This is a genomic window from Alkalimonas collagenimarina, assembly GCF_030717845.1.
Taxonomy (GTDB): domain Bacteria; phylum Pseudomonadota; class Gammaproteobacteria; order Enterobacterales; family Alteromonadaceae; genus Alkalimonas; species Alkalimonas collagenimarina.
Genome location: NZ_JAUZVZ010000001.1, coordinates 55,105 through 67,788 on the forward strand (window position 1 = coordinate 55,105; position 12,684 = coordinate 67,788).

General features: G+C 50.6%; 13 protein-coding genes. 4 read left to right on the forward strand and 9 right to left on the reverse strand.

What is annotated here, in order from left to right; all coding sequences use genetic code 11:
• The first annotated feature begins 3 nt into the window (after positions 1–3).
• The 4 genes from Q3O60_RS00250 to Q3O60_RS00265 all read left to right on the forward strand — a co-directional run bounded on the left by Q3O60_RS00250 (position 4) and on the right by Q3O60_RS00265 (position 3,140).
• Complete coding sequence (locus Q3O60_RS00250; RefSeq protein ID WP_305891898.1) at positions 4–1,128, forward strand: PilT/PilU family type 4a pilus ATPase; 1,125 nt, start codon at positions 4–6, stop codon at positions 1,126–1,128.
• Positions 1,129–1,204: 76 nt separating this feature from the next.
• The gene (locus Q3O60_RS00255; protein ID WP_305891899.1) at positions 1,205–1,636 is read left to right on the forward strand and encodes a CBS domain-containing protein; all 432 of its coding nucleotides are present in this window, start codon (positions 1,205–1,207) and stop codon (positions 1,634–1,636) included.
• A 94-nt stretch (positions 1,637–1,730) separates the two neighbouring features.
• Positions 1,731–2,618 (forward strand): EamA family transporter, encoded by an 888-nt coding sequence (locus tag Q3O60_RS00260; RefSeq protein ID WP_305891900.1) that lies wholly within the window; start codon positions 1,731–1,733, stop codon positions 2,616–2,618.
• A 96-nt stretch (positions 2,619–2,714) separates the two neighbouring features.
• Positions 2,715–3,140, forward strand: coding sequence for a CBS domain-containing protein (locus Q3O60_RS00265; RefSeq protein ID WP_305891901.1), 426 nt, complete (start codon positions 2,715–2,717; stop codon positions 3,138–3,140).
• Between the two features lie 31 nt (positions 3,141–3,171).
• On the opposite strand, the gene Q3O60_RS00270 is transcribed toward Q3O60_RS00265, so the two are convergent.
• From Q3O60_RS00270 to hisG, 9 genes are all read right to left on the reverse strand, one after another.
• Entirely contained in the window at positions 3,172–4,851 is a 1,680-nt protein-coding gene (locus Q3O60_RS00270; RefSeq protein ID WP_305891902.1) for a PocR ligand-binding domain-containing protein, read from the reverse strand.
• A 119-nt stretch (positions 4,852–4,970) separates the two neighbouring features.
• Entirely contained in the window at positions 4,971–5,588 is a 618-nt protein-coding gene (gene hisIE, locus Q3O60_RS00275) for a bifunctional phosphoribosyl-AMP cyclohydrolase/phosphoribosyl-ATP diphosphatase HisIE (protein ID WP_305891903.1), read from the reverse strand.
• A 246-nt stretch (positions 5,589–5,834) separates the two neighbouring features.
• On the reverse strand, positions 5,835–6,614 hold the full coding sequence (hisF, locus tag Q3O60_RS00280) for an imidazole glycerol phosphate synthase subunit HisF (RefSeq protein WP_305891904.1): 780 nt from the start codon (positions 6,612–6,614) through the stop codon (positions 5,835–5,837).
• The gene (hisA, locus tag Q3O60_RS00285) at positions 6,596–7,333 is read right to left on the reverse strand and encodes a 1-(5-phosphoribosyl)-5-[(5-phosphoribosylamino)methylideneamino]imidazole-4-carboxamide isomerase (protein ID WP_305891905.1); all 738 of its coding nucleotides are present in this window, start codon (positions 7,331–7,333) and stop codon (positions 6,596–6,598) included. Before hisA ends, hisF begins: the two co-directional genes overlap by 19 nt.
• Positions 7,330–7,926, reverse strand: coding sequence for an imidazole glycerol phosphate synthase subunit HisH (hisH, locus tag Q3O60_RS00290; protein ID WP_305891906.1), 597 nt, complete (start codon positions 7,924–7,926; stop codon positions 7,330–7,332). Before hisH ends, hisA begins: the two co-directional genes overlap by 4 nt.
• On the reverse strand, positions 7,926–8,996 hold the full coding sequence (hisB, locus tag Q3O60_RS00295; RefSeq protein ID WP_305891907.1) for a bifunctional histidinol-phosphatase/imidazoleglycerol-phosphate dehydratase HisB: 1,071 nt from the start codon (positions 8,994–8,996) through the stop codon (positions 7,926–7,928). The genes hisH and hisB overlap by 1 nt, the downstream gene beginning before the upstream one ends.
• Entirely contained in the window at positions 8,993–10,111 is a 1,119-nt protein-coding gene (gene hisC / locus Q3O60_RS00300; RefSeq protein ID WP_305891908.1) for a histidinol-phosphate transaminase, read from the reverse strand. The genes hisB and hisC overlap by 4 nt, the downstream gene beginning before the upstream one ends.
• Positions 10,101–11,453: a histidinol dehydrogenase gene (gene hisD / locus Q3O60_RS00305; RefSeq protein ID WP_305891909.1), complete on the reverse strand. Its 1,353-nt coding sequence runs from the start codon at positions 11,451–11,453 to the stop codon at positions 10,101–10,103. The genes hisC and hisD overlap by 11 nt, the downstream gene beginning before the upstream one ends.
• A gap of 3 nt (positions 11,454–11,456) precedes the next feature.
• Positions 11,457–12,365 (reverse strand): ATP phosphoribosyltransferase, encoded by a 909-nt coding sequence (hisG, locus tag Q3O60_RS00310; protein WP_305891910.1) that lies wholly within the window; start codon positions 12,363–12,365, stop codon positions 11,457–11,459.
• Between the last annotated feature and the right edge of the window lie 319 nt (positions 12,366–12,684).

The window sequence follows — 12,684 nt, forward strand, 5'->3', positions numbered from 1 at the left end:
CGTATGCAACTGACCGATTTTTTAGATCTGATGGTGAAACGTGGTGCATCGGATTTATTTGTCACCGCTGGCATGCCGGTGGCCGCCAAAATTAATGGTGAACTGCTACCGATTGATGAAACACCACTGACGGAAGATGCATCTTTTCAATTGGTGGTGTCGCCAATGTCGGAAAAGCAAAAGCAAGAGTTTGTCACCAGCAAAGAGTGTAACTTTGCCATTTCCAATGAAGCAGGGCGCTTTCGGGTCTCTGCTTTTTGGCAACGCGATCAGGCGGGTATGGTGGTGCGTCGCATTGTCACCGATATCCCGAATGCCGATGATTTGGGGCTGCCTCCCATTCTAAAAGAAATTATTATGTCAAAGCGGGGGCTGGTGCTGTTTGTTGGTGGCACAGGTACCGGTAAATCGACCTCACTGGCGGCGTTACTTGGTTATCGCAACCGTAATGCCAAAGGGCATATTTTAACCATTGAAGATCCGATCGAATTTGTGCATGAACATCATAAAAGCTTGATCACGCAGCGGGAAGTCGGCATTGATACGGCGTCGTTTGAGTCTGCACTGAAGAGCTCATTGCGTCAGGCGCCAGATGTCATTCTGATTGGTGAGGTGCGTGATATGCAAACCATGGAGTATGCCTTGTCGTTTGCTGAAACCGGCCACTTGTGTGTGGCGACTCTGCATGCCAACAATGCAAACCAAGCTATTGATCGCATCATGCACTTGGTACCAAAAGAAATGCACCAGAAGTTGTTGTTTGATTTATCGTTGAACTTGCGAGCTATTGTAGCGCAGCAACTGGTTCCGACTGCCGATGGCACCGGACGGGTAGCCGCGATTGAAGTATTGCTCAACTCGCCCTTGGTGGCAGACTTAATTTCCCGGGGCCAGGTGGGTGAAATCAAAGCGCTGATGGCCAAGTCGCGTGAACTCGGTATGCAAACCTTTGACCAAGCCTTGTATGATCTGTACGAGCGTGGCCGTATCAGTTATGCAGATGCATTGCATCATGCGGATTCACCGAATGATTTACGCTTGATGATTAAGCTACGCAGTAACGATACACAAGGCTCTGGGCGGCTGTCGGGCGTGACCATTGAAGGATTCGAAAAGCCGGATGATTAATCACCGGCTTTTATTTTGTTGAATACGGTTTTTTCTGTTCAGTGAGTTTGATTTTTCGTTGGAGATAAGCGTTCTGATGAGCCGGATAGCAGCCATTATGACCCGTAAAGTGCATACCACCACACAAGATGCCAGTCTGGCGTCATTACGGCAGGTGTTTTCACAAGCGCGGTATCAGCATCTGCCAGTGGTGGATAGCTCGAATCGTTTGCTGGGTATTATTTCCGTTAAGGATTACTTTAAAGCGCTGAGTCCGGTTATGGAGTCGGCTTTTGAAACCAGTGTGGAGAATTACGTGCAAAGCCGCAAAGTGCGCCATGTCATGACCTCACCGGTATTTAGTGTGTTTGAAAAAACACCAATTAAAGAAGCCGCGGCGTTGTTGTTGGAACACAATATTGGCTGTTTGCCAGTGGTAGATAGCGAACAACGGCTGCAGGGCATTGTGTCCTGGAAAGATGTGCTGCGTTATGCACTGCAGCCAAAGGAGAAAGCGGCAGCAAAGTGACGGGCGTTACCCCAAGGCTTAAGCTTTCAATTCCACTCTGACTTTTCAACAGTGATATACTGACAAGGTCTACTTTTTTCTGAGACTCCCTTTTATGTCTGATGCAAGTCTGAAATCGCTGCTGCTGGCTGTGGTCAGCGTGATTTTGGCGATGGTCTTTATTCAATCCGGTGCTTCCATTGCGAAGCAGCTTTTCCCGGTGATTGGCCCGGAAGGCACTACCGCACTTCGTGTTGGTTTTTCGGCATTGATTTTGTGGTTGGTATTCCGCCCTTGGCGACATTGGCCACAAGGACGTCAATGGCAAGCCTTGATCGTTTATGGTGGCTGTCTGGGCGGTATGAATATCTTGTTTTATATGGCTATCGAGCGTATTCCACTTGGCGTGGGCGTTGCGTTGGAGTTTACCGGGCCTTTGGCCGTTGCTTTGCTGTCGTCCCGGCGTAAACTGGATGTGCTTTGGGTGGCTTGTGCTCTGGCTGGGGTGTTTATGCTCATGCCGGACATGCGTGGCGCCGATGCGCTGGATCCTGTTGGCGTGATGCTGGCACTCGCCGCCGGTGGTTGCTGGGCAGGCTATATTTTATTTGGCCAAAAAGCGGGCAACCTAGCTCCTGGTGGCGCCACTGTGGCGTTAGGCATGACCATTGCGGCTCTTTACCTGTTTCCTATTGGTGTGGTCACCGCCGGTGCCGACTTGTTTCAGTGGCAGATCTTACCGCTAGCGTTGATGATTGCTGTGATGTCGAGTGCGCTGCCTTACTCGCTGGAGATGGTGGCGTTAAAGCGACTACCACCAAAAAACTTTAGTGTGCTGATGAGTGTAGAACCTGCCGTTGCAGCTTTGGCTGGGTTATTGATTTTGGCTGAGTTATTAAGCCTTTGGCAATGGCTGGCTATTGCTTTGGTGATTACAGCTTCCTTAGGCAGTAGTTTGACCAAGGCGGTTACAAAACCAGTGAGTGAAACAACCAGCCCATGAATTGCCAACGACCTAAAGTTTGATCTGGCTCCTGAAAGTCTGGGTGCAGTAAGCTATGCTATAGCAAACAGGCTACTACCCGAGGAGTGTTTCACTATGACGGCTCAGATTGTTGCAGATTTAATGACGGCCAACCCCTTATTTGTGCGCCGTGATCAAACCTTGAAAGATGCTCATGACTTGATGCGGCAAAAAAACATTCGTCACATCCCGGTACTGGATACCGAGGAGCGGCTAGTAGGCGTACTAACGCAGAAAAAAATGATTGCCACCGTGATGGGCTTACTGGCGAAATATGGCACGACAGCCTTGGAGCGCAAAGAACAGCAGCAGATTATTGCCGAGTTAATGGATACTGACTTTGCCTCTGTACAGCCAGAACAGACTCTGTCTGAAGTAATTAGCTACTTTTTGAAAAACAAACATGGGTGTTTACCGGTGGTAGATGCGGACGATAAGTTATTGGGGATCCTAACATCTTCTGATTTTGTTCGGCTGGCAGGGCAGTTGCTGGAGTCTTGAATCAAGTGGTCAGTGATCTTTCTGCTGATGACTACAGACTAAACCAGCTGGTTTGCGATTGTTTCTTCTTTGCTATGTACATTGCTGAGTCAGCTTGCCGGAGAATTTCGTCACAACTGGCATTTCCTTGAAACAAAACCAAGCCTATGCTGCAACTGCACTGATGCATGCTGTCGTCGGACAGTGCGTATGGTCGTATCAAGTTTTGTTGGATTTTATTGGCTAGCGTTTGCATATGCAGCCGGCAGCGATCTTCATCATCATCAATATCTCGTATGAGCACTATAAACTCATCACCTCCGAAGCGGGCGACGGTATCCGCACTCCGAATTGTTTGTTGCAAGCGGGAGGCAATTTCAACCAGCATGGAATCACCTGCTTTATGACCATAAAGATCATTCACTGGCTTAAAGTTATCTAAATCGATAAACATTAAACCAGAAAGTTTTTGGCTGCGTTGACTCGCTGCAATGGCTTGCAGTAAGTGCTCTTCTAGCAAGGTTCGATTGGCAAGACCGGTCAGGTTATCGTAAAAAGCCAGCCGTCGAATTTGTTCTGCACTCTTACTACGGCTGATAGCGAGTTCTGCAAGTTTGCCATAAGCGTTGATTTTTTCGAGCAACCCTGCCGAAGGCTCAGCAGGTTGACGGTGATAAATTGCAAAGGAGCCGAGCACTTTGCCATCCGCATTTTTCACAGGCTCTGACCAGCAAGCCCTTACCTGAGCCAGTTCAGCCAATGCCAGATAGGGTTGCCAGTACGGATGCGTTTGTATATCGCTGACAATGACGGTTTCCCCTGTAAATGCAGCAGTACCACAGGAGCCTACGCCTTTACCAATAACGACTCCGTCAATGGCTTGATTGTATGCATCGGGCAATGAGGGAGCCGCACCATGACGGAGAGTTGCTCCATCATTATCCAATAGTAAGATAGAACAGAGTGTCCCAGGATGCAGCTGCTCGACTTGTGCGACCAGATGGTGCAGTACAGAAGAAAGCTCCGCCCCTTCACTGATCAGGCTGAGAATCTCATTTTGCATGGTTAGTTCAAGCGTTCGTTGAGCAACCAGCTGCTCGGTTTGCTGCAAGCTATCCTGGTAGCGGCTGTTCAGCAGGCTTAGCTGACTTATTTGTAGCGCCAGTGACGATAACATATTGAGCATGGCCGGCAGTTTAGTTTCATCGACAATAGGAACTTCCTGAATAGCAGATAAATAAGTGTCTTTGTCGAAACCTGACTGTTCGGCTTGTTGAGTAAAGAACTCCACATCGGGTTCTTCAGTAAAAAACTGACCAATAAATAAATTGGCAATGTGCTGACCATCCAGAACAATCGGGGTGGCGCAATCGATCAAGCCATTACGGCAGCGGTACACGGAGTAATCTTTTCCATCCTGAAGCTGCAGTGCCAGGTCTTTATCACTTTCAAGGCAACGGCTTAAGGTGGTTGGTGCCTGGCGATGAAACTGGGCACAAGCTCGCTGCCAGCGCGATGATGCAAGCACTTTGCCTTGCAAATCAATTAAAGCAATGGGAATGCCCATTACATCCAGGAAATTATCAAACAAGGTGCTTAATTGAGAAAAGCTTGCTGCGGCTACTAACTCGTGTGTAGCCGGATTATTTGGTGAATGCAGAGCCAAATTCCAATCACTCGCGAGCGGATCCAGCATTTGGATAAGGTCTGCCTCACGATGTAAGTGTGGCATTTTTTTTGTCATGACACTCTATCTTAGTGTAGCCAGGGCCGCTTCGCCAGATAGTGGCAGGATACTTTAGCAGCATGCGCCCGGCGATTGTAACGAACGCTTGCCACTGTAAGGTACTGCTATTCCTTATGCCGTTGCTGCAAGACGTCAAGCACATCGCTGAGATCCAGCTGTTGACTTTGTAGCAGGACCAGCAGATGAAACAACAGATCAGCCGATTCATTTTTCAGCTCTTCGCGATCGCCAACTGTCGCTGCCAATGCTGCTTCCACCCCTTCTTCGCCAACCTTTTGTGCCATGCGCTTGACGCCTTTGGCAAACAGGCTGGCGGTGTAGCTGGTGGCCGGGTCAGCATCTTTGCGGCTTTTTATTACCTGCTCCAGGTCATACAAAAAGCTCAATTGTGGGCTGTTGCTGCTATCGTCGTGCCAGCAGGTTTCGGTGCCGACATGGCAGGTGGGTCCGTTGGGCTCAGCCAGCACCAGGATGCTGTCATGATCGCAATCGCTACTGATGGCCACCAGATCCAGGGTATGGCCGGAGCTTTCGCCTTTGGTCCAGAGCCGCTGTTTGCTGCGGCTGAAAAAGGTCACTTTGCGGCTGCTCAGGGTCTGCTGCAAAGCCGCCTGATCCATATACCCCTGCATTAGCACTTTGCCGGAAATAGCGTGCTGTACTATGGCCGGAAGCAGGCCGCTTTCAGGCCAATTTAGTTGGCTGATGCTGTCTTTGTTCATAAAAAGCCTTTATCTGTTTTCTTGTCATTGTGACATGTTGTTTGAGCGCTATGAGCTTCAGCTGGCCAGAAGCACAACTGCGGATGTCCTTTTTTCTGCGACCGTTGGAGGCCATGGATGGCCGTAACCGAGCCCCATGGATGGTTTATGGCGTGTCGCAGAAAAAAGTACGCAGCACTTGTGTCTACATAAGGCCCGAGCTATCCAAGACCCGAGCTATAAGGTTAAGCCATGTACTCATCTGAACTAAGTATAAGGCCGGATCGCAATACCCTCAGCAATAAGCTGCGTCTTTAAATCCGCAATTTCAATGACTGCTTTATGAAACACACTGGCAGCCAGTGCACCATCGACATCAGCTTGCTGGAACACCTGACTAAAGTGCTCGATGGCACCAGCGCCGCCACTGGCGATTAGCGGCACTTGGCAAATGGCCCGAATGGCGCTGAGTTGAGCGATATCATAGCCGCTGCGCACACCATCCTGATTCATGCAGTTCAGCACGATTTCACCAGCACCCAGTTGCTGCACCTGCTTGACCCAATCGCTGGTGAGCCAGCGGGTTTTCTGGGTACGGCTTTCATCACCAGTGAATTGATACACCTGATACTGGCCACTGGCGACATCAAAAAAGCTATCGATACCCACCACCACACATTGCTGACCAAAGGTATCACGAAGTTCACTGATTAACTCAGGCCGCAGCAGAGCAGGGCTGTTGACTGAGATTTTATCCGCGCCCATTTCCAGGATCTTGCCAGCATCCGCCACGGTTTTAATACCACCGGCCACGCAAAAAGGAATGTCGATGACTTCGGCAATACGGCGCACCCAGCTTTTATCAACCACCCGGCCATCGCTCGATGCGGTGATATCATAAAACACCAGTTCATCAGCGCCCGCTTCGGCATAACGTTGCGCCAGCGGCACGATGTCACCGACAATCTCATGGTTACGAAATTGCACACCTTTAACGACCTTACCATCCCGTACGTCCAGACAGGGAATTATCCGTTTTGCCAGCATTCGATAGCCTCCTGCAGGGTGAATTTTCCTTCCAATAGTGAGCGTCCTAAAATCACGCCAGCCACGCCTGAACCCCGCAAAGCGCGAATATCATCCAGACAACCAATACCGCCAGAAGCTTGCCAGGAAATTTGTGGGTAAGCCTTGGTGAGTTCCTGATACAAAGTTACATTGGAGCCGGTTAAGGTGCCGTCTTTACTGATATCGGTGCAGAGCACATGCTTGGCACCAGCCGCAATAAAACCATCCAGCACCTGCTCCAACGTCACATTGGACGCTTCTATCCAGCCATGGCTTGGCAGTGTTTTTTCGCCTTGTTCATTAATGGCGACATCCAATGCCAACACAATGCGCTCACCACCATACTGACGTAGCCAGCTTTGCACTAATTCAGGTTGGCGAATGGCTAAACTGCCAATGACTACACGGCTAGCCCCTGCTGCTAGCAGTTGTTGCACGTCTTGTTCGGAGCGAACGCCGCCTCCGACTTGAATTTGAAGCGGAGCTTCGGTCATTAGTTTCGTCAGTAAGTTTAGCTGGCGCTGACTGGCGTCTTTAGCGCCAGATAAATCCACTACATGCAGAATAGGCGAGCCTGCCGCTGCGTACTGATCGCGCAGTGCCAGCGGGCTGAAACTGTACTCCGTCGTTTGATCGTATGAGCCTTGATACAGCCGCACGACCTGACCGTCGATTAAATCAATGGCTGGGATAATCATGGTTTCCACTCCATAAAGTTCTGTAATAAGCGGGCACCCACTTTACCGGAGCGCTCAGGGTGAAACTGAGCACCGGCGACATTGCCTTTGCCAATCACTGCTGAAAAGTCAGTACCATAGTTGCACTGCGCCAGGCTGTATTCATTGGGCGCTACACCAAAACTATGCACAAAATAGACATAATCCTCTGGGCCAAATTGCTTCAGTAGTGGGTGCGCCTGGATGCTGTGTAGGGTATTCCAGCCCATATGGGGCAGTCGTAAGCCATCGGCCTGCAGAGGCACGACTTCGCCAGGGATCAGGCTTAAGCAAGCCACATCGCCTTCCATGCTATGTGAGGTGAGCATTTGCATACCCAAGCAGATGCCAAGCACGGGTTGCTGAAGTTGCTGCAGGGTGTCTACCAGTTCCAGCTGGCGAATATTACGCATCGCCTGACCAGCGCTACCAACACCGGGCACAACCACCCGACTGGCCCCTTGAATAATCGAGGTTTCATTGCTGATCAATGCTTCATAGCCAAGGCGCTGAAAGGCACAGTACACGGAGCTGATATTGGCGCAACCGGTATCGACAATCACCAGATCCGTCATTACAACACCCCTTTTGAACTGGGCAAGGCTTCGCCTGATACGGCAATAGCTTGGCGCAAGGCCCTGCCAAATGCTTTAAATAAACCCTCGACCTGATGGTGGCGATTGCCTTCGGTGATGCTCAGGTGCAATGTCATCAGCATGCTGTCACTGATGGAGCGGAAAAAGTGTGGCACCATTTCCAGGTTCAGGCCGCCGACCATGCCTTCACCCAGTTCACCGGTGAATTTAAATAAAGGACGACCAGATAAATCCAGCACGCATTCTGCCCGGCACTCATCCATCGGCAGCACGAAACCAAAGCGGTTGATGCCACGCTTATTGCCAAGGGCTTGTTTCAGTGCTTGGCCGAGCGCCAAGGCGGTATCTTCCACACTGTGGTGATCATCAATGTGCAGATCGCCTTTGACTTCGACCTGCAGCGAAAAACCACCATGGGTAGCAATTTGCTCGAGCATGTGGTCGAAAAAGCCCACGCCGGTATCAAAGACATTATCCCCGGCACGATCCAAATCGACCGCGATACGAATATCGGTTTCTCGGGTGGTGCGTTGTACACTGGCCTGACGGCCACGACTTAATAAACGACGGCTGATCTCCGCCCAGCCCAGCGCCTCACGTTGGTATTGAAACGAGGGCAGTCCCATATTGTCGGCCAGTTGCACATCGGTTAGTCGATCGCCAATCACATAGGAATTGGTAAAATCAATACGGCCTTGCTGCAGGTAGTCTTTGACCAAACCCAGTTTGGGTTTGCGGCAGCTGCAGTTATCGTGTTCAAAGTGCGGGCAAATCAGCACGTCATCAAAGACAATGCCCTGCGAGTTGAGCAACTGCATCATTTTTTGCTGCGGTGCATCAAAGTTGGCTTGGGGAAAGCTGTCGGTCCCAAGGCCATCTTGATTGGTGACCATCACCAAACGATAACCAGCGGCCTGTAACTTTAACAAGGCAGGCACCAGGCCCGGCTCGTACACCAGCTTTTCAAGGCTATCCAGTTGCTTGTCGATAGCTGGTTCTTCCACCATGGTGCCATCGCGGTCGATAAATAGAATAGGTTGGCCACTCATGTGTTTTCTTCCTGTACTTGCATAGATTGATCGGGAGTGCTGTCGGCTGAGGTACAGCTTGAAAAATAGCGCTGCATAGCTTGTTGCAAGGCCTGCATTTCTTCCGGGCTACCAATGGAGACCCGAACCACTTCACTCAGGCCACGTTGGGCGGATTGGTTGCGAATTAAAATGCCCTCGGCTTGCAAGGCTGAGACACAGGCTGCAGCATCATCCACTTGCAGCAGCACATAGTTGGCATTGCTGGGCCAGACGGTCGTGACGCCAGGCTGACCAGCAACAAACTGACTGAAGTCATTCCGTAATTGATTAATGGTAGCGACACTCTGTTGCATGGCTGCAATGCCCTGTTCCGATAATGCCTGGGTCGCGATTTGAGCAACTGGTTCAGCGATAGGATAAGGCGCAATCATTTGTTTCAATGCCTGAATGACTTCAGGTGCTGCCAGAGTAAAGCCACAACGTAAGCCAGCTAAAGCAAAGGCCTTGGATAAGGTGCGCAGTATCACCAGGTGCGGGTATGTAGCCAGCAAATCAATGACACTCGCCTGCATAGCAAATTCGATATAGGCTTCATCTACCACCACCAGCGCTTCGCCATGAAAGTGCTCCAGCACCTCAATAATCTGCTGACGTGGGATTAAATCACCCGTTGGGTTGTTTGGGCTGCATATAAACACCAACTTCGCGTTGCATTGCATTAACGCGTCGGTATCCAACGTAAAGTCAGGTAGCAGGGGCACGGTCACGGTTGCGACCTGATTGCTCTGGGCACTGATGGCGTACATGCCATAGGTTGGTGGACAGATGGCGATGCGATCTTCCACCGGCTCGCAAAAGCTTCGGATCAGCAATTCAATGCCTTCATCAGCACCGCGACTGACCAGAACCTGCTCTGGCTGTACACCGGCGTAGCTGGCGTAGGCCTGCACCAGACTAGCTGGCTGACAGGATGGATAGCGGTTAAAACAACCATTCAGCTGATAACTGGGGGCCAGTGCATTTTCATTGGCGTTAAGCCAGACCGCACCGCCGCTCATACTGCGCCGGGCAGACGCATACGGCTCAATGGCTTGCACCGAGGCGCGTGCTAATGGGGAGATATTAGTTGTCATTGCCTGACTCCACTCGTTGTACACTCAGATCCTGTTTGTCCAGTTCTTGCAGACGTAGTGACACCGCCAGAGCATGGGCATCTAATTGCTCGGCTTCAGCCAGCGTGACGATGGCAGGGCCGATGGTACGCATGCCTTGCTCAGTTAAACGCTGCACCGTGTAGCGGCGGTAAAAATCGATCAAGGATAAGCTCGACACACTGCGGCTATAGCCATAGGTTGGCAATACATGGTTGGTGCCGCTGACGTAATCGCCAGCAGACTCCGGCGTCCAGGGACCAACAAAGATACTGCCGGCGCTGTCGAACTGATCGACCAGCTCATCATCGCAGCAAGTTTGTACAATCAGGTGTTCCGGTGCATAACGATTGGTCACCGCAACGGCTGTAGCCAAATCTGCGGTAAAAATAGCACGGCTGTGGCTTAAAGCTTGGCGGGCAATATCAGCCCGTGGCAGGGTAGCCAGCTGCTTTTCAACCTGAATCATGGTTTGCTCAATCAGTTGCATACTCGGGCTAACCAGTAACACTTGCGAATCCGGGCCATGCTCAGCTTGTGATAGCAAATCAGCAGCAACAAAAGCAGGGTTGGCATTGTCATCAGCCATTACCAGCACTTCGGATGGGCCTGCCGGCATATCGATGATAGCGCCTTTGGCATCCTGACTGACTTGTTGCTTGGCTTCCGTCACGTAGCGGTTGCCAGGACCAAATATTTTATCGACTTTGGCGATGCTTGCGGTGCCATAGGCCAGAGCGGCAATAGCCTGAGCGCCACCAATGGTGTAGATTTCATCGATATCGCACAGCTCAGCGGCATAGATTATTTCTGGTGCAATATCACCAGCGGCTGGTTTTCCCGGCGGCGTTACCAGCACGGTCCGGTTGCACCCTGCCAGCTGAGCTGGCACACCCAGCATCAACACGGTTGACGGCAAGGGCGCACTACCACCTGGCACATAAAGACCAACTGAGGCAATGGCGCGGTTACGCAGCTGGCAAAACACGCCGATACTGGTTTCTATTTCAATATCTTTTGGCGTTTGGGCGGCATGAAATTTACGAATGTTATCGTAAGCCAGCTCGATGGCGGCTTTCCGTTTCGGATCCAGCTGTGCTATCAACTGCTGGCGCTGCTGACTATCCAGCAGCAATGGATTAGTCTCCAGCCCATCGAATTGCTGGCTTAACCGAACCAGCGCGGCATCACCATCACGGCGCACCTGCGCAATAATATCCGCAACCTGAGCGCTGAGGCTAGCAGAGTCAGCCAGCTCAGGGCGAGCCAGCGCGGCTTGTTGCCCCTCGCCACTCAGTTGTTGCCAGTCAAGAATACGGCTCATGACTTACTCCATCATCTTCTCAATCGGTAACACCAATATGGAGCTGGCACCCAATGCTTTTAATTGCTCCATGGTTTCCCAGAACAGGGTTTCGCTGCTGACCACGTGTACGGCCATCTGTTCATCATTGCCGGCCAGTGGCAGCAAAGTCGGGTTCTCGGCGCCGGGAAGTAAGGCAATGATTTCATTGAGCTTAGCTTTCGGAGCATGCAGCATAATGTATTTGCTTTCATTGGCCTGCATCACGGCAGAAATACGCGGCATCAGGGTGTTGATAATCTTCAGTTGCGCCGCATCGCTGACGTTTTTACGCTGGATCAGGACCGCTTTGCTGCGATAAATCACTTCGACTTCCCGTAACCCATTGGCTTCTAAGGTGGCACCGGTGGATACCAGATCACAAATGGCATCAGCCAAACCCGCCCGTGGCGCCACTTCAACGGAGCCCTTTAAATTGACAATACGGGCTTGAACCCCTTGTTGCTTCAGATAGCGATTCAGTAAGCGTGGATAAGTGGTGGCGATGGTTTTACCTGCCAGACTGGTTGGTCCCTGATAATCGGCTTCCTGCTGTACGGCGATGGATAAACGGCAACCACCAAAGCTGAGACGACTTAAGATGTCATAATCGCATGGCTCGTTATCCAGCTGGCGCTGCAAGGATTCTTCTTCCAGCACGTTTTCACCGACGATGCCAAGATCACAGACTCCATCCATCACCAAGCCGGGGATATCATCATCACGCACCCGCAGAATATCGATGTCCATGTTTTCCACATGGGCAATCAAGCGTTGTTCGCGTAAATTGATTTTTAAACCACAGCTGGTGAATAAGGCTTGTGACTCTTGCGACAAACGGCCTGACTTTTGCGTGGCAATGCGCAAACGTGAAGAATGTTGATTGAATGTCATACTGTACTCCGAAATAAATAAGAAAAACCCCGGGTTCTCCCGGGGTTTTACGATAACCTGCCACCAGAGGAACCAACTAACAGCCCTCCGACAAAGCCGGATGGCTTAGTAGTGATGATGGTGGTGGAAGCGTAGAGTGTTCATTTTACTCTCAGGTTATGTCAAATAAGTTGTTATACAAGTTATCGTCTTGGCAGCGGTATGGCAAGTTATTTTTAGAAAAATCAAAAATGAAAGGTTTTGTTTAAATATTTGATTTTATAGGTTTTGTTTGATTGTTGTTCAGTAAGGGTGGTAATTTAATTCATCGTAACTGGTT